This window comes from Verrucosispora sp. WMMC514, assembly GCF_027497295.1.
Lineage (GTDB): Bacteria > Actinomycetota > Actinomycetes > Mycobacteriales > Micromonosporaceae > Micromonospora > Micromonospora palythoicola.
Genome location: NZ_CP114906.1, coordinates 5,998,082 through 6,015,277 on the forward strand (window position 1 = coordinate 5,998,082; position 17,196 = coordinate 6,015,277).

Consider the following 17,196-nt stretch of genomic DNA (forward strand, 5'->3'; position numbering starts at 1 on the left):
GAGGGGCCGCGCTCGCGGCCCCTCACCGCTGCCCGAGCGGGCCGCCCGGCTGGGGCGTACCCTCGGCGCGGCCTTCGTCCTGCTGGTCTTCGTCCCGCCGCTGCTGCTGCTGGTCTCCGGCTCCCTCACCGAGCCCGGGCTACCGCCGTCGCCGACGCCGCAGTTGGTGCCCGACCCGCTCTCCACCACCGGCTACGAGCGCGCCGTCGACCTCGGCGGTCTGCTGCGCGCCTCGCTCAACTCGGTGCTCGTCGCGGTGCTGGCGGTGCCGCTGAGCGTGCTGGTCGCCGCACTGGCCGGCTTCGCGTTGGCCCGGATCGCCCCACGCGCCACCACCGTCGTGGTGGCCGCCTCGCTCGTCGCGCTGATGGTGCCGGCGACCGCCCTGCTGGTGCCCCGCTTCGCGATCTTCCGGCTGCTCGGGCTGACCGACACCCTCGTACCCCTGATCGCCCCGGCGCTGCTGGGCACCTCGCCGCTCTACGTCCTGGTCTACTACCTGGCCTTCCGCGCGCTACCGGCCGACCTGTACGACGCCTGCCTGGTGGAGGACCTGTCGCCGCTGCGGACCTGGTGGCGGGTTGCGCTGCCGCTGGTGCGGCCGGTGACCGCCGGGCTCACCGCGTTGACCTTCGTGCTGACCTGGTCGAACTTCCTCGATCCGCTGATCTACGTCTACGACCGCGAGCTGTTCACCCTGCCGCTGGCGTTGCGGTCCTTGTCCCTGCTGGACCCGACCAACTTTCCCGTCTTCCTGGCCGGGGCGGTGATCGCCACGGTGCCCGCGCTCGTGGTCTTCGCGCTGGCACAGCGGCGCTTCCTGCGCCACGACGACCGAGCCGAGGGATGACCATCGTGCGAATCAGATCCCTGTCCGCTCTCGCGGTGAGCGCCCTGCTCGCCCTCACCGGCTGCGGTTCCGGCGGCGGGTCGTCGGCCGGCGACCCGGTCAGGCTGCTGGTGTTCGGCGCTCCGGAGGAGTTGGGCGCGTACCGCACCCTCGCCGAGGCGTACCAGCGGGCCCGCACCGGTGAGCGGATCCAGCTGATCGAGGCCAGTGACCGCAAGGACCTGCTGGCCCGGCTCGCCACCTCGGTGGCCGGCGGCGCGCCGCCGGATCTGTTCCTGATGAACTACCGCTTCTACGGCCAGTTCGCCGCCAAGGGGGTGGTGGAGCCGCTCGACGAGCGGATCGCCGCCTCGTCGGTGCTCGACCCGGCCGACTACTACCCGGTGGCGATGGAGGCGTTCCGGTGGGGCGGTGCCCAGCTGTGCCTGCCGCAGAACGTCTCCAGCCTCGCCGTCTACTACAACCGCACCCTGTTCACCAGGTACGCGGTGCCCGAGCCGACGGCCGGTTGGACCTGGAACGACCTCGTCTCCACCGCCACCCTGATGACCCGCGACGACCGAGGGCTGGTGATCAAGGGTACCGAGGCCGAGGGCGCCGCTCGGCTGCCGGCCGTGCACGGCCTCGGCGTGGAGCCGTCGATCATCCGGCTGGCCCCGCTGGTCTGGTCCAACGGCGGTGAGATCGTCGACAACCCCGACCGGCCGACCCGGCTCACCCTGGACAGCCCGGCCGCCCGGGAGGCGCTGCGGAACCTGATCGACCTGCGGCAGGCGTACGGGGTGGTGCCCAGCGACGCCGAGGTGGAGGCGGAGGACGACGAGTCGCGTTTCCTCAACGGCCGGCTCGCGATGCTGATGACCTCCCGCCGGGCCACCACCAACTTCCGCACCATCACCGGCTTCGAGTGGGACGTCGCACCACTGCCGGTCTACCGGAAGCCGGTCGGGGTGCTGCACTCCGACGCGTACTGCATGACCCGGGGGTCGCGGAACAAGGACGCCGCGTGGCGGTTCATGGAGTACGCGATGGGGGAGGAGGGACAGCGGATCATCGCCGCGACCGGGCGTACCGTGCCGTCGCACATGGGGGTCTCCCGCTCTCCGGCGTTCCTGGACCCGGATCAGCCGCCCCGCAACTCGCAGGTCTTCCTCGACGCCATCCCCACCGTCCGGGCGCTGCCGACCGTCTCCACCTGGCCGGAGATCGAGGACCTCAGCTACGGCATCCTGGAGAACGCCGTGCACCGTGGCGACAAGATCGACGACGTGATCCGGGAGCTGGACACCAAGAGCCGGCCGATGTTCGCCCGAGGGGAGAATGGGTGAGCGGCGGGCTCGTGCTCGACGGGGTCAGCGCCGCCTATCGCGACACCACCGTGCTGCACGAGGTGGACCTCACCGTCGCCCGGGGTGAGCTGCTGGTGGTGCTCGGCCCCTCCGGCGCCGGCAAGTCGACGGTGCTGCGGGTGGTCGCCGGGCTGGAACCGGTCACCGCGGGTCGGGTCCGCATCGCCGATCGCGACGTCACCGACGAGCGGCCCGGCCGACGCAACGTGTCGATGGTCTTCCAGTCGTACGCCCTGTTCCCGCACCTGACCGTGGTCGAGAACATCGCCTTCGGGCTGGAGGTCCGCGACACCCCGCGCCGGCTGGCCCGCGACCGGGCCCGGGCGGCGGCCGAGACGGTGGGCTGCGCCGGGCTGCTCGACCGTCGGCCCGGGCAGCTCTCCGGCGGGGAACGTCAACGGGTCGCCCTGGCCCGGGCACTGGTCCGCGAACCGGACGTGTTCCTGCTCGACGAGCCGCTGTCCAACCTGGACCTGGCGTTGCGCGCCGAGATGCGGACCGAGCTGCGGGCCCTGCACGACCGGCTCGGGGCGACGATGGTGCACGTCACCCACGACCAGACCGAGGCGCTGGTGCTCGCCGACCGGATCGCGGTGCTGCGGGACGGGCGGGTCGAGCAGGTGGGCACCCCGGACGAGATCTGGCGCACCCCGGCGAGCAGCTTCGTGGCCCGGTTCGTCGGCTCACCGGCGATGAACCTGCTGCCGGCCGACGGCCCGCTGCGACCGCGCGGCGACGCGCCGACGCTGGGGGAGGAGCCGTTGGAGATCGGGTTCCGACCCGAGGCGGTCACTCTCGACGTGGCCGAGGGCACCCCGGCCACCGTCGACCGGGTCGAGGTGATCGGCGAGGACGCCTTCGCGTACCTGCGCCTCACCGCCGGGCACCAGGTGGTCGCCCGGATGCCGGCCGCCCGCCGGCCCGAGCGGGGCGCGACCGTACGCCTCGACGTGCGATGGGCCGACACACACCTGTTCCACGCCAACACCGGCCGTCGGTACCAGCCGTGAGCGCCGGCGACGCGGCGCCGGGGCGGCGAGCGGCCCGGCCGGACACCCGGGCGCGGCGGCAGTTGGCGTTGATGCTGACGCCCTACCTGATCGGGCTGGTCGGGCTGGTCCTGGTGCCCGCCCTGGTCACGCTCGGCATGTCGGTCACCGACTACGACCTGCTGCGCCCGCCGACCTGGGCCGGACTGGACAACTTCGCCGCCCTGCTGGACGACCCGATCTTCCGCGTGGCGCTGCTCAACTCGGTGGTCTTCGCTCTCGTCGCGGTGCCGCTGCGGGTGCTGCTGGCGTTGGGCCTGGCGTTGCTGCTGCACCGCCGGGCGGCCGGAGTCGGCACCGCCCGCACCGCCGCGCTGCTGCCCACCGCCGTGCCCGAGATCGCGTACGGCCTGCTCTGGCTGTGGCTGTTCAACCCGTTGTACGGGCCGATCAACCAACTGCTGCGGGTCGGCGGGGAGAACGGGCTGACCGTGCTGGGGCGTACCCCGCCGCAGTGGTTGACCGACCCGACGAGTGCCCGCGCCGGGATCATCCTGATGAGCCTGTTCACCATGGGGGAGACCTTCGTGGTGCTGCTGGCCGCCCGGCGGGCGCTGCCCCGCGACGTGTACGAGATGGCTGCCATCGAGGACGCCACCGGCTGGGACGTCTTCCGCCGGATCACCCTGCCGCTGCTGGCGCCGGTGCTCGCCCTGCTGGCCGTCCGCGACGCGGTGGCCAGCCTGCACTTCACCTTCGTGCCGGCGTTCGTGGTGACCGACGGCGGCCCCCCGCCGTACGCCACCACCTACCTGTCGCTGTTCGTCTACCAGACCGGGTTCGAGTACCTGCGGTACGGCTACGCGGCGGCGGCGACCCTGGTGATGATGTTGCTGACCGTCGCCGCGGTGCTGGTCCAGTGGCGGCTCATCCGCCGTTACCGTCGCTTCTACCAGGTGTGACGGTGCTGCCGGTCGACCGCGGCCCCGAGGAGGTACGGGCCCACCGCAGCAGCGCGGTGAAGGCCAGCGCGGCGGTCACCGCGCCACCGGCGAGCCGCACCCGGTGCCCGGCGACGAACTCCTCCGCCACCTGGCGCAGGTACTGCGGTGAGTGGGTGCCCACCGGGTCGACGAACATGATCTCGTTGCGCGGCCAGAAGAAGACGACCGAGAACAGGAACTCACACGCGACGAAGACCATCGTCGCGGCGGCCACCCACCACCGCAGCCGGCGATCACGCCAGGTGAGCACCGTGGTGGCGACGCCGAGCAGCACCACCGAGGCCCCCAGCGGCGGGAAGTAGTCGCTCGGGCCGCTCACCGTCAGGAAGTCGCGGGCGCGCTCCAGCGACGCCGGGGCGTCGTGGAAGATGTTCGGGTAGAGCATCACGGTCTCGGCCGCCACGCCGCCGAACGACATCATCGCCGCCCAGGTCAGCGCGACCAGCCCGAGCCAGGTCAATCTGCTGCGGGACACCGCTTCTCCCACCGTTTCGGCGCCCGTGCGGGCGCGCTCGGTCCGTTGCGGTGTGAACGGTAGGTCGGTGACGGTGAGTCATCTGCCGTCTGACGGCGCGGATGAGGATCGCCTCTCGACGTACGCCAGCCGCCGTCAGACCCGTCGGTGGGCGATGCCGCTGTCGCGTCACGGCCCCCGCCGGTTCCTCGGGTTCACCCATACCCCGCGGGGCGTCCTTCCCGGCGGATCCCCATGTATGCCCGCTGTCGACCTGACCCGTCCGTGCTATCGCCACCGATCCGGATGTGCCGTCAGCTCGACAGGTTCGCCGGACCCACCACCCGCCCCAGCCGCGCCGAGCGCGACGTCAGTGCGCGCCGAGGCGGGCGATCGGCTCGACCAGTTCGCGTTCCTCGTAGGACAGGTGGGACAGCAGCGTGTCGCTGAGCAGGTCCACCGCCGCCCGCAGGTCGGCCATCCCGTCCGGGGTGGCCACGAAGGCGACGAGCGCCCGGTCGACGCCCTCCAGCACGTCGTGGATGGCGTGGTGTTCCTCCTCGAGCCGGTCGATGACCGGTGCGAGTCGCGGGTCGGCCCGTCGCAGGTGCGGGAAGAGCGACCGGTCCTCAATCGTGTGGTGGGTGGTCACCACCCGGCAGTACGACTCGCAGTAGGTGCCCAACGTCCACTTGTTCTGCCGCATGGTCATCGTGTTGATGTGCGACCGGGCCGTGCCCACGTCGATCAGACCGGCCGCGACTTGCTCGATCAGGTCGTGGATCTGGGCCAACTCGGCCCGCAGACCGTCGTGCACGTCGATCAGGTGCTGTGCGCCGGCCTGGTCGTGCGCCGTGTAGGTGCGCTGCGGGTCCGGGGCCGGTCCGGCCGGTCGGGCCGCTTCGTCCCACACCCGCACCTCGCTGCGGCGTACGCCGTCGTCCGGCGTCGGCACCACGGCGAACGGAGCCGCGCCGACAGTGGTCGGACGTGCGGTCGGGCCGGCCGACGTGCTGCTGCGCGTGCCGCTGGTGGTGACGGCCCGGTCGGTCGCGGTGCGGGTCCGGTCGGCCGGGGCGCCGGCCGGGTCGGTCGCGGTGTGGCCCTGCCCGGCCGGGACACCGGTCGGCGGCGCGGCGCGCTCGGCGGCGACAAGTTCCCGGGTGGCCGGTGCCACCTCGGCGGCGAACCGCCGTAGGTCGTCCGGATCGTCGCTGGCCAGGATGAACGTGCTGATTCCCTCGGTCAGCGCAAGGCCGGCGAGTTCCTCGGCCCACTGCTCGGCCGGACCGTTGAGCGGGCCGCTCCCGGTGGCCGCGAACCGTCCGTTGACGTTGAGCAGCCGGCGCACGTCGGTCGGGGAGCGCCCGGCGTCGGTGGCGGCCTCGTCGATGATGGCGTTGCCCCGGGCCAGGTCGCCGGGTTGCAGGTAGGCCAGGGAGGGCAGCCAGCCGTCGGCCCGCCGCCCGGTCAACGCCAGCATGCGCGGCTTGTACGCGCCGAGCCAGATGCCGATGTCGTGGGCGGGGGCGGGCCCGCGCTTGGCGCCCATCGCCCGGTGGAACTCGCCGTCGACGCGAACTCCGCCGCGGGCGTCGACGTCCCAGATCTGGCGGATGATCTCGATCGCCTCCTCGAGGGCGCGCACCCCCTGCCCGGGGGAGAGGCGTCGGCCACCCATCGCCTCGATCGCGTCCCAGAACGCGCCGGCACCGAGCCCGAGTTCTATCCGGCCGGCGGCGAGCAGGTCGAGGCTGGCCACGCTACGGGCGAGCACGGCGGGCGGGCGCAGCGGCAGGTTCGTGACGTTGGCGGACAGCCGTACCCGTTCGGTGCGGGCGGCGACGAAACTGAGCAGTGTCCAGGTGTCCAGGAACGCCGGCTGGTAGGGATGGTCCTGGAACGTCACCAGGTCGAGCCCGACCTGCTCGGAGAGCATGGCCAGGCCGACCGGCCGCATCGGGTCGGCGTTGCCGGGCGTGAGAAACGACCCGAAGGTCAGTGGGTGCCCGTAGTCGCTCATCTCGGCCGTCCTCCCGATCCCGCGGCGCCGCTCGCCGCAGGAAAAATGTTATGTCGTACAGAACATCATCGCACAAGAAAATATGTGACCTACGCTATCGTGGAGTGATGAGCGGTGCCCGGGGCAGCGAGCCGATCAACGACGACTTCGGTTGGATGCTCGGCGTCGTCTTCCGCGCCTACGTCCGCGCCGCCGACCACGCGGTCGGTGACCTGCCCGGCGGACCGCGCGGATACCAGGTGCTCACCTCGGCCGACCGGGAACCGGCCCGCAACCAGGGCGCGATCGCCGAGGAGCTGGGCATCGACCGCACCGTCCTGACGTACCTGATCGACGACCTGGAGCAGGGCGGGCTGGTGGTCCGCCGACCCGACCCGGCGGACCGGCGCAGCCGCCTGGTCACCCTCACCGAGACCGGCCGGGCGGCCGCGCGGCACCGGCGCGAAGCCCTCGACGCGGTCGAGTCGCGGCTGCTGCGGGAGCTGTCGCCGAAACAGGCCGGCACCCTGCGGGCTCTGCTGCGCCGGGTGGCCTGCGCGGCGCAGGCGGTCGACCCGCTCACCGACCTGTGCCAGGCGGTCGAGGCGGCGGCGGAGCGGCCGCCCACCGGACGCGCCGCACGGCGGCGTCCGACCCGGACCTGACGCAGCACGTCACCGGCGCGTCGGCCGGCGACAGCACGACCCGCGCCGAGCGGGAGGCACCCGGCGGCGGGCTCCGCGGCGTACCGTCCCGGAAATGCGGATCACGAAGTACACGCACTCCTGCGTCCGGCTCGAACACGACGGCGTCGTGCTGGTCATCGACCCGGGCACCTGGAGCGAACCGCGGGCACTGGTCGGCGCGGACGCCGTTCTGGTCAGCCACGAGCACACCGACCACATCGACGTGCTCCGGCTCGCCGGCCTCGGCGTACCGGTCTTCGCGCCGGAGGGCGCCGCCCTGCCGGACCTGGCGCCGCTACCGGTGACCCGGGTGCGGTCGGGGCAGCGGTTCACCGCCGCCGGCCTCGAGGTCACCGCGGTCGGTGGGCGGCACGCCACCATCCACGGAGGGCAGCCCGACTGCCCGAACCTCGGCTACCTCGTGGCCGACGCGGTCTACCACCCCGGCGACTCGCTGGCCCCACCGGACCGGCCGGTGCGGACCCTGCTGGTGCCGGCGCAGGCGTCCTGGCTGAAGCTGACCGAGGCGATCGACTTCGCGGTCGAGGTCGGTGCGCCCGAGGTCCTGCCGATCCACGACGCCCAGCTCAACGAGCGTGGCCTGGCCAGCGTCAACGGCTGGTTCGGCGAGACCGTGCCGGGCTACCGCTATCTCGCGCCGGGCGAGAGCCGCTGATCCGTGCGGACCGAGGTCCGCAGACGGCCGCCCCGTGCCGGCCGTCTGCGGACCTACCCACGTCGCCGGCCGCCGCCTGAACTCGGCTCGACCGTGGGCCTCGACACCGGCCCTACGCCTCGAACCGAGGCTCGGACGGGGTCAGCACGCTGGTGTGTGCCGAGACGCCCCAGCCGTGTCGCAGCCCGGCGGCGAGCGCGTCGAGCATCGCCGGCACGTCGCGGTTCGCCGCCTGGTGCATCGCCTCGACCACCACCAGCACGGTGCGGGTGTCGTCACGTACCGCCGACCATCCGCTCTGCCGATTTGTCCACCGTCGCGCGTGTGCCCGGCCGGCCGAATCCGCGAAGATCACTTCACCGGGCTCGGGGTGCTCCTCGACCCCGCCGAAGGTCAGGTAGCGTTCGTCGCCCCTGGCCTGCCGTACCTCGATGCCGTCGCCACACCGGTCGACGTCGAAGATCCCCACCGGCACGGCGTACGCGGCCGAGACGGCGTTGCCGAGATCCACGAGCGGGTGCACCCTCGGCAGGTCACCTGAGGTGCGCAGCCGCCGCAGCAGCGACTCCGCCGCGCACCGGTACCTCGTCGGAGCCAGACCCATCCGCGCGAACGTCCGTCGCCACGCCTGGATCTCCGGCAACGCCGCCTCGGTGGTCCCGTCGAGCCTGCGGCGGGCCACACCGACCAACTCGGCCAGCGGCAGGTCGGCATCGGGGTTCCCGGCGACGCCCTCGGCGTACAGCACACCGGCGACGAGCGTGGGGTGCTGCGCCCACAGCTGTGGTGAGTGCTGGAAGAACAACTCCGGCTCCTCGTCCGCTCACGCCTCGGCGCGGGCCAGCAGCAGCCCGAGCCCCAGGAACGATCCGGCGAAGCACCGGCGCAGCCAGTCGGCCACCCGGGGGCGGTCGAGCACCCGCCGGCGTACCGCGGCGGCGCAGAGTCCGTAGCCGACGAAGACCACAAGCGTCGTGGCCGTGAAGACCGCCCCCAGGCCGAGCATCCGGGCCAGCGCACCCGGACTGCCGGGCTGGACGAACTGGGGCAGGAACGCCACGAAGAAGATCGTCAGCTTCGGGTTGAGCAGGTTCATCGCCACCGCCGAGCCGATGATCCGGCTGGCCGGCCGGGCGGGGCCGCTGCCGTCGACGGTGAAGGCGCCCCGTTCGCGTACCGTCGCCACCGCCAGCCAGAGCAGGTAGCCCACGCCCAGGTACTTGACCAGGTCGAAGGCGAGCGCACTGGAGTGCAGCAACGCGGCGAGCCCGGTCACCGCCGCCACCAGGTGCGGCAGGGTGGCCAACGTGCCGCTAAGGGCGGCGAGCAGGGCGGCCCGGTGCCCACCGGTCAAGCCGGCGGAGAGGGTGAACAGCACCCCGGCTCCCGGGGTCGCGACCACCATGAGCGTGGTCAGCAGGAATGCGACGGTCACGTGAACTGCTCCTTGGTCGGCTATGGTTCACCACCACCCTGCCGCCGACAATGGTCCGATGAGCAGTGCCAAAACCGTGCCCGCCGACAGGTCCATAACGGCCGGCGGTGACCCTGGCCGGACGTCGCCTCCGGTGCCGGAACCGAGCTTGAACGCCGGGGCGGACTTTCTGCACCTGGACGTCGGCCAGGCACCGCCGGGTGGCCGGGCCACCTGGCTGGCCGACCGGCTACGCCGGGCGATCGCCGACGGAGTGGTTCCCATCGGATCCCGGCTGCCGGCCAGCCGGACCCTCGCGGCGGACCTGGGGGTGTCCCGGGGCGTGGTGGTCGAGGCGTACCAGCGTCTGATGGAGGACGGGCATGTCGCCGGCCGGGGCCGGGCCGGCACGGTGGTCGTGGCCAGCGCCCTCACGGTGACGACCTCGGCAGCCGCGCCGCCGAATGCCGCGCCGCCGGCCCGGGAGGCCGATCCGGCAGCCGTGTTCCGGTCCGCACCGGGCACCGACGTCTTCGACACGGTACGCACCATCCCGGCCCGCATCGACCTCACGCCCGGCGTACCCGACCTGGCGGTGTTTCCCCGGGCGGCGTGGATGCGTGCCGAGAAGGCGGTACTCGGCCGGCTGGTCGCCGCCGACCTCGGCTACGGTGACCCGTGCGGGACGCCGACCCTGCGCCGGGCCGTCGCCGGATGGCTCGCCCGCAGCCGGGGCATCGGCGTCGACCCGGCCGAGGTCATCATCACCACCGGCGTCTCACAGGCGCTCGGCCTACTGGCCCAGGCGCTGCGCGCCGACGGTGTGAGCACCGTCGGTGTGGAGGACCCCGGCTCGCTCGGTGTCCGTCAGCATCTCGACAACTGGCGGCTGACCACCGTGCCGATCCCGGTGGACGCCGCCGGGGTGCTGGTGGACGAGTTGGCAGCCAGTGGCGTGCCGGCGGTGATGCTCACCCCGGCGCACCAGTTTCCGACCGGCGCGGTGCTCGACGGCGAACGGCGCCGCCAGCTCGCCGCCTGGACCCGGACGGGTGGCCTGGTCATCGAGGACGACTACGACGCCGAGCATCGCTACGACCGTCCGCCGGTGCCCGCGCTGCGGGCCACCCTGCCCGAGCGGGTGTGCTACGCCGGCAGCGTGTCGAAGCTGCTCGCCCCGGCGTTGCGGATCGGCTGGCTGCTGGTGCCCCGTCGATACCGGGAGGCGGTGGTGGCGGCCAAACGCAACGCCGACCTGGGAAACGCCGTCCTGCCCCAACTCGTGCTCGCCGAGCTGATCACCTCCGGAGCGTTCGAACGGCAACTGCGGCTGCTGCGCCAACGCCACGTACGCCGCCGGGACGCGATGACCGCCGCCCTGGCCCGGCACCTGCCGGAGGCCACCGTGCACGGCGCGGCGGCCGGGCTGCACCTGATGGTCACCCTCGACGGCGATGTGGTCGACACGGAACTCGCCGCCGCGGCGCTGGCGCGTGGGGTGAAGGTGCAGCCGCTGTCCTGGCACTGCCTGCGGCCCTATCGCCCCGGCCTGGTGCTCGGCTACGCGGCCAACACCGCGTCGGCCATCGACGCGGGGATCGCGACCGTCGCCGCCGTGCGGCGGGGGTAGCCGCCGTCGTCACCCCGGGCGTGGCTCGGCCGAGCGCTCACCGCCCAGCCGGGCGTCGGCGGCCCGCTGACCATCCTCGTCCCCGGCCACCTCGCAGATCGCCGCCGCGTCCGCCCAGCGCCCACGGGCCTCCTCGTCGTCGCCGAGCGTCGCCGCCGCGTCGCCCAGATGCAACAGCGTCCGGCCCAACCCGGCGTCCGGGCGGCCACCCTCGCGCAACCGCCGGCTCTCGGCCAACAGCTCGTACGCCTGACCGGCCTGCCCCGGTGTCACGCCGAGCAGTGCCACGCCCGCGTTGAGCAGCGCCACCGCCCGGTTGGTCGGGTCACCGAGCGACTCGTACTCGCGCAGCGCGGCCCGCCACGCCTGCGCCGCGTCGAGGTGCTCGCCCATCGCCGAGTGGACCAGCACCAGGTTCGTCAACGCCGCCGCATAGCCACGGGCGTCGCCGAGCGAACGGAACGAGTTCGCGGCCCGGACCAGCAGGTCGTGCGCGGTGTCCAGCTCGTACCGCGCCAGCCTCGCCGCACCCAGGCCGAGATCGCTGAGCGCCTGGCCGGCGCGGTCGGCGCCGGACCGGTACCGCCGCGACAGCTCCAGGTGCTCCACCGCCTCGTCGGTGCGACCCAGGTCGAGCAGGGCCAGCCCGAGATTCATCCGCGCCTGGGCGGTGCCCCGGCGGCCCTGCCCGGCGACCGCCAGGCTGAGCGCGGCCACCGCGCCGTACGGGTCGTGCCGGCGACGACGCAGCACGCCCAGCTCGTTGTGGGCCCAGCCGGCGATCTCCGGCCGGTCCTGGGCGGTGGGGTTGGCCAGCACCGTGCGGCAGACGTCCTCCCATTCGTCGAGCCGCTCGGTGTGGGCGAGCCAGCCGCACAGCGCCACGGCCAGCCGGAACCACCAGTTCCGCACCCGGCGCGGCAGCGTCTCCACCGCGCCGGCCGGCACCTTCACCACCGCCAGCAGCAGCTCCTGGTGCAGGTCCAGCCAGCCGTACGGATCATCGTCGGGCAGTCGCTGGTCACGGTCCAGCGCGCCGGCCGCCAGGGCGGCCACCTGCTGTTCGGCCCGGCGGGCCAGATGCCGGGTCAGCCGCGCCTGCACGGTGACCCGCCGGCGCACCGGCTCGGTGTCCCGCAGGTGCATCCGGGCGTACCCGGCGAGCAACGGACGGACCTCGTACCGGTCTCCCGGCGCGCCGACGACGAAGGCGCCGTCGGCCAGCTCGTCCAGCAGGGCGGCGACCCGGGAGGGCCGGCGTCCGGCGAGCGCGGCGATGGTCGCCCGGTCCAGCGGCACCCGGCTCAGCGACAGCAACCGCCACAGCCGGCGCGCCTCGTCGGTGAGCGCGTGGTACGCGGTGTCGCGGGCGGTGACCAGCCCCGTCACCGGTGACACGCCCACCCGCTGGTGCGGAGGTGTGTCGGCGGCACGGCGCAGCGCGTGCAGCACGTCGGTGGGCCGCCACCCGTGCTGCGCGCTGCGTCGTCCCAGCTCGGTCACCACGCGCGGCTGCCGTCCGGACAACTCGACGATGGCCCGTACCGCCGGGTCGGTGCGCGGGTCCGGGCGGTGCGGACGCGCCGACGCGGTGGCCGTCCCCGCGTCGGCGAACATCTCCACCGCGTCGTCGAGATCCGGCTCGGCCAGCCAGTACGCCACCACGCCGTCGACCGCGGCGAGCCGACCGGTGCCGGCCAGCAGCAACCGGCAGTCCCGGGCGGTGGGTGGCAGCAGCGGCCGGACCTGCGCCGGTTCGTCCACGTTGTCGAGCACCAGCAGCACCTTGCGACCGTCCAACTGGCCGCGCAGTTCGTCGGCGGCGTCGGCGAGGTCGTCCGGTCGGCCGGACCGCGGTGCCCGGGTGCCGACGATGCGGGCCAGGGCGGCGAGCACCTCCCGGGGTGAGCGGGCCCGGCCGCCCCGGCGCACGTCGAGGTAGTACTGCCCGTCGGGGAAGTCCGCCCGGCTCAGGTTCGCCGCCTGGATCGCGCACCAGGACGTACCGACGGCACGCCGGCCCACCACCGCCACCGCGTGTTCCGGGGCGAGCAGGGCCACCACCGCCTCCGCCTGCCCCCGCCGACCGGTGTACCCGGCCGGCCAGGGCAACGTCGGTGCGCCGCTACCCGACCGGGCCTCGGCCTCCGCACCGGCCAGCAGGTGCTCGCGTTGCCGCCGCCGCCACTCCACCAGAAACGACGCGGCCACCCCGAGCGCGGCCAGGCCCAGGCTCGCCGAGCCGAGGACGGTCAACGACAACGCGGAGACCAGGTTGCCGGTGACGTTGCCGAGGACCGCACTGATCCCGGCACCGACCACCCCACCGGCGGCCAGCAGCGCGCTGAACAGGCGTGACCGCCGGTCGGCCCGTCGTGGTGGCGGCCCGTTCACCGCACACCCCCGGCGACCAGACCGGCGACGACCTGCCGGCGCGCCAGCACGAACACCAGCACCGGCAGGATCGAGGCGAGTACGCAGCCGGCGGCGAGCGGCCCGCTGCCGGCCACGAAACCACGGGTCTGCCAGGCGAGAAACAACCCCAGGGGCGCGGCGTCCGGCCCGCTGAACAGCAGACCCACCACCAGGTCGTTCCACACCTGGACGAACTCCAGCACGGCCACCGCCACCAGGGCGGTGCGGTTGTGCCGGGCCAGTCGGCGCAACGTGCCCCACCAGTGCCACCCGCCGATCCGGGCGCCACGGAGCTGATCGGCGGGCAGGTCGGCGAAGGCGTTGCGCAGCACCAGCACGGCGAACGGGACCCCCAGGGCGATGTGCACCAGAGCCACCCCCCGAGCCGTGCCGGAGGACAGCGCCAGTCCGAGCACCTCGTTGAGCGGCCCGGCGATCACCTGCACGGGGACCACCACCGCGGCCATCAGCACCAGGCCGGTGACCTGGGCGGCCGGCCCGGTCAGCCAGGCCAGCGGGTACGCGGCGAGCAGCGCGACCCCCAGCACCGCGGCGGTGACGACGGTGGCCAGGACCAGCGTGAAACCGAGACTGCGCCACAGCTCGGCACCGCCGAGCACGGCCCGGTAGGAGTCCAGGCCCGGTGGGCCGGACCACCAGCCGCCGGTGGCCGCCCCGACCGGATTCTGTGACGAGGTGGCCGCCAGCACCCCCAGCGGCAGCAGCCACGCGATCGCCGCACCGGCGGCGAGCAACCGGACCAGTCGGCGCGGTGGCGGCACGGTCACGGCGCTGCCCGCCGGCTGCTGCGGCGGCGGCCATGCCTGCCGGACGAACAGGGCCACGACCAGCATGCCGGCGGTCACCGCGACCAGCCAGACGACTCCCAGGGCGGCACCCTCGCCGGTGGTCGTCGCACCGGAGGTCTGCCAGATCCGCACCGACAGCACCGCCGCCTCGTCGCGCACCGAACCCGGCGTCATCACCAGGATCAGGTCGAACGTCCGGCTGGTGCCGACGGCGACCAGGGCGAAGACCACCGCGACGGTACGCAGCAGCAGCGGTCGCCACTGCGCGTCCCAGAGCACGTCGCGGCGGCTGCCCCCGAAGGCGCGGACCGCGTCCACCAGCCCGGTCGGCACCGCGTCGAGCGCGGCCCGGAACACCAGCATCGCCAGCCCGACCCAGGCCCACACGAACGCCGACATCACCGCCACCGTGACCAGGTCCGGTCCGAGCAGTTGCGGCAGCTGCTCCGGGCTCCGTCCGGTCGCCCAGGTCAGCAACCGGGTGGCCAGCCCGCGTCCGGGGTCGGGGTCGTACAGCAGCCGGAAGGTCACCCCGGTGACCACGAGCGGCAGCGCGGTCGGCACCACCAGGATGAGCCGGACCAGCCAACCCTCCTGGGAACGCCGGGAGGCCGCGGCGAGCAGATAGCCCAGGAGCGTGACCACTGTCGGCACCAGCAGCGCCCACAGCAGGGTCCGCCCGATCACGGCCGCGGTGCCGGGAGCGGCGAGGGCGGCCCGGTAGTGGTCGACACCCACCCAGCGGCCCTCGGTGGTGACGCTGGCGTGCACGGTGCGCAGCACCGGCCAGGCCAGCAGGCCGCCGAGCAGCAGCACCGCCGGTGTCAGCAGCGCCCAACCGACGCCCGCCGCCGGGTAGGCGCGGCCACGTCGGGGTGGCCCGACGTCGTCGAGCACCGCCAGTCCACCCAGCAGCGGGCCCCGGCTCACCTGCCGCCCCCCGCCACCCGGGCCGCCTCGGCGAGCTGCCCGGTGGCCCGGCGGACCGCCTCCCGGGCCGGCACCCCGTCGGTCACGTCCATGAAGAAGTCCTGCATGATCCGCCAGATGCCCACCCCGTCGGTGCCGGTGAAGGTGCCGGGCAGCTGGTCGGAGAGGTCGAACCGCACGACGTCGGCGGCACGCAGCTCACCGGCGAGGCGTCGACGCAACGGGTCGCGGTAACTGTCCACCGGCACGGCGAGGTTGGGGGAGAGATAACCTCCCGCGTCCAGCCACGGCAGGAAGGCCACCGCGTCGCTGAGCCAGCGCACCAGCTCCGCACCGCCGTCGGAGCCGGCGAACGCCACCGCCGCGTCACCGCCGACGATCAGCGGTTGATCGGCCAGCCGGGCACCGGGGAAGCGGAAGGTGGCCGGCGGTTCGGTGCCACGGCGGAACCGGGCGACCACCGCGTCGACGAAGTCGGCCCCGAACACCATGATCGCCTCACGGTGGTGCACCACCTGGATGACCGACTCTTCGAACTGGGTGAGCAGGGCCCGCCGTCCGCCGCCCGGGAAGGCCCCCGCCACACTCCACAACTCGGCGAGCCGGTCCAGCGCGTACGCCACCGGCCGGCCGCGCCAGTCGGCCTCACCACGGGCCAACGCCTCGTACTGGTCCACGCCGCCGACGGCGGCGAGCACGTTCTCGAACCAGTCGGTGAGCACCCAGCCGTCGGCGGCACCGATCGCCAGCGGGGCCGGCCCCGCACCCGCCCGGTGCCGTTGCCCGAGCTGACGGGTCACGGTGACCAGCGCGTCCCAGGACCTCGGCGGTTCGGCCAGCATCGACGGAAAGTGCCAGCACAGCGATTTGTGCGCCGCCTTGACCCAGACGCCGTAGCGGCGCCCGCCGACGCTGAGCAGGTCACCCATGCCGGCCGGGGCGGTGTAGCTGACCGCCGGGCTCACCTCGTCCAGCCAGCCCCGCCGGGCGTACTCGACCACCAGACCTGGGCGGGGCAGGATCGCCACGTCGGGACTGGTGCCCGCGGCGCGGCGCGCGGTCAGGAACGCGTCGATGTCGTTGCCCACGCCGACCACCTGCACGGTCGCCGGATAGCCGACGACCACCTCGCGGAACCGGGCCAGTTCACCGCCGGCCCAGACCACCGCCACCTGCACCGATCGGCGGCCCTGCCCGCAACCTCCGGTCACGGCGGCCGTGGCCGCGGCGGCGGCGCCGAGCAGCGTACGGCGGCGCAACCCGAGCCCGGTCATGCCCGCACCGCCGGACGGGCCGGACCGGGCGGGCGGTCGTCACCGACCGGCACCCGGGCGCTCACGCCGGCCAGCACCTCCTCGTCGGCCGAGCAGAGCAGCACCGTCACGCCCGGGTCGTCCGGTGGGGCCGCCCGGTCGAGCAGCTCCGGCAGACGCACCCCGTCGATCGGGGTCGGCAGGTCGACCACCAGCACCTCGGGCAGACAGGCCATGGCCCGGGCGAGCGCGACCCGGAACCGTTGCGCCTCGGACAGCAGGTGCGGGCGAAGTCCCAGGGTCGGGGTGAGTTCGAGCCGGTCGACCAGGAGGGCCGCCCAGCTCTCGGCGACGTCGCGCACCCACCGGCGACGGCGCTGACCGTAGGAGATGTTGCGCCCGACCGTGAGGTGGGGCAGCAGGGCCCCGCCGGCCGGCACGTACCCGATGCGGCGGCGCAACGGAGGCAGGTCGGTGACGTCGCGACCGCCGACCAGGACCTGCCCGGTGACCGGTGCGGCCAGCCCGGCCACCACCCGCGCCACGGCGGTGGCCGGCCGGGGTGGGGCGACCACGGCAGCCGTCGCGCCGACGGCCACCTCGACGTCGAGCGGCGACATGTCCGGCACGGCAACCAGGTTGAGCGTGCGTAACGTGACCATCACCTCCGGCGGTCTCACCCTCACCCCAGCCTGTCACAGGGGAACCACGCTCAGTGCTCGGCCCGCCGTCCAT

Annotated in this window: 15 protein-coding genes; 7 read left to right on the forward strand and 8 right to left on the reverse strand. The window is 73.8% G+C overall.

Annotation, left to right across the window (positions count from 1 at the left end):
• Positions 1-28: 28 nt before the first annotated feature.
• The 4 genes from O7597_RS27800 (at position 29) to O7597_RS27815 (ending at position 4,150) form a co-directional block, all read left to right on the forward strand.
• Positions 29-850, forward strand: a complete 822-nt coding sequence (locus O7597_RS27800; protein WP_269742751.1) for a carbohydrate ABC transporter permease — start codon at positions 29-31, stop codon at positions 848-850.
• A gap of 2 nt (positions 851-852) precedes the next feature.
• On the forward strand, positions 853-2,178 hold the full coding sequence (locus O7597_RS27805; protein ID WP_281583329.1) for a sugar ABC transporter substrate-binding protein: 1,326 nt from the start codon (positions 853-855) through the stop codon (positions 2,176-2,178).
• A complete protein-coding gene (locus O7597_RS27810) occupies positions 2,175-3,209 on the forward strand; it encodes an ABC transporter ATP-binding protein (RefSeq protein ID WP_281581194.1) in 1,035 nt (344 codons plus the stop codon). Before O7597_RS27805 ends, O7597_RS27810 begins: the two co-directional genes overlap by 4 nt.
• Before the next feature lie 71 nt (positions 3,210-3,280).
• A complete protein-coding gene (locus O7597_RS27815; protein WP_269742753.1) occupies positions 3,281-4,150 on the forward strand; it encodes a sugar ABC transporter permease in 870 nt (289 codons plus the stop codon).
• Here O7597_RS27815 and O7597_RS27820 read toward each other — a convergent pair.
• Positions 4,116-4,667, reverse strand: a complete 552-nt coding sequence (locus tag O7597_RS27820; RefSeq protein WP_281581195.1) for a DUF1772 domain-containing protein — start codon at positions 4,665-4,667, stop codon at positions 4,116-4,118. The two genes, O7597_RS27815 and O7597_RS27820, sit on opposite strands and share 35 nt — an antisense overlap.
• A 349-nt stretch (positions 4,668-5,016) precedes the next feature.
• Entirely contained in the window at positions 5,017-6,669 is a 1,653-nt protein-coding gene (locus tag O7597_RS27825; protein WP_281581196.1) for an LLM class flavin-dependent oxidoreductase, read from the reverse strand.
• A gap of 107 nt (positions 6,670-6,776) precedes the next feature.
• On the opposite strand from O7597_RS27825, the gene O7597_RS27830 reads away from it, so the two are divergent.
• Together O7597_RS27830 and O7597_RS27835 are read left to right on the forward strand one after the other, a co-directional pair.
• Positions 6,777-7,313 (forward strand): MarR family transcriptional regulator, encoded by a 537-nt coding sequence (locus O7597_RS27830; protein ID WP_281581197.1) that lies wholly within the window; start codon positions 6,777-6,779, stop codon positions 7,311-7,313.
• Positions 7,314-7,407: 94 nt separating this feature from the next.
• Complete coding sequence (locus O7597_RS27835; protein ID WP_281581198.1) at positions 7,408-8,010, forward strand: MBL fold metallo-hydrolase; 603 nt, start codon at positions 7,408-7,410, stop codon at positions 8,008-8,010.
• A gap of 112 nt (positions 8,011-8,122) precedes the next feature.
• Here the strand turns inward: O7597_RS27835 and O7597_RS27840 are convergent, their stop codons facing one another.
• Complete coding sequence (locus O7597_RS27840; protein ID WP_281581199.1) at positions 8,123-8,815, reverse strand: phenylalanine--tRNA ligase beta subunit-related protein; 693 nt, start codon at positions 8,813-8,815, stop codon at positions 8,123-8,125.
• Positions 8,816-8,833: 18 nt separating this feature from the next.
• Entirely contained in the window at positions 8,834-9,445 is a 612-nt protein-coding gene (locus O7597_RS27845; protein ID WP_269741670.1) for a LysE family translocator, read from the reverse strand.
• Positions 9,446-9,503: 58 nt separating this feature from the next.
• Between O7597_RS27845 and O7597_RS27850 the strand changes: the two genes are divergently transcribed.
• Positions 9,504-11,054 (forward strand): PLP-dependent aminotransferase family protein, encoded by a 1,551-nt coding sequence (locus O7597_RS27850; RefSeq protein ID WP_281581200.1) that lies wholly within the window; start codon positions 9,504-9,506, stop codon positions 11,052-11,054.
• Between the two features lie 9 nt (positions 11,055-11,063).
• On the opposite strand, the gene O7597_RS27855 is transcribed toward O7597_RS27850, so the two are convergent.
• Genes O7597_RS27855 through O7597_RS27870 form a run of 4 tightly spaced genes read right to left on the reverse strand, consistent with a single transcriptional unit; the run spans position 11,064 to position 17,141 of the window.
• A complete protein-coding gene (locus O7597_RS27855) occupies positions 11,064-13,448 on the reverse strand; it encodes a hypothetical protein (protein WP_281581201.1) in 2,385 nt (794 codons plus the stop codon).
• Positions 13,445-15,208 carry an ABC transporter permease subunit gene (locus O7597_RS27860; RefSeq protein WP_281581202.1) on the reverse strand — a complete coding sequence of 588 codons (1,764 nt, stop codon included), beginning with the start codon at positions 15,206-15,208 and terminating at the stop codon, positions 13,445-13,447. Before O7597_RS27860 ends, O7597_RS27855 begins: the two co-directional genes overlap by 4 nt.
• Complete coding sequence (locus O7597_RS27865) at positions 15,205-16,482, reverse strand: extracellular solute-binding protein (protein ID WP_281581203.1); 1,278 nt, start codon at positions 16,480-16,482, stop codon at positions 15,205-15,207. Before O7597_RS27865 ends, O7597_RS27860 begins: the two co-directional genes overlap by 4 nt.
• The gene (locus tag O7597_RS27870) at positions 16,479-17,141 is read right to left on the reverse strand and encodes an ATP-binding cassette domain-containing protein (RefSeq protein WP_281581204.1); all 663 of its coding nucleotides are present in this window, start codon (positions 17,139-17,141) and stop codon (positions 16,479-16,481) included. The genes O7597_RS27865 and O7597_RS27870 overlap by 4 nt, the downstream gene beginning before the upstream one ends.
• Between the last annotated feature and the right edge of the window lie 55 nt (positions 17,142-17,196).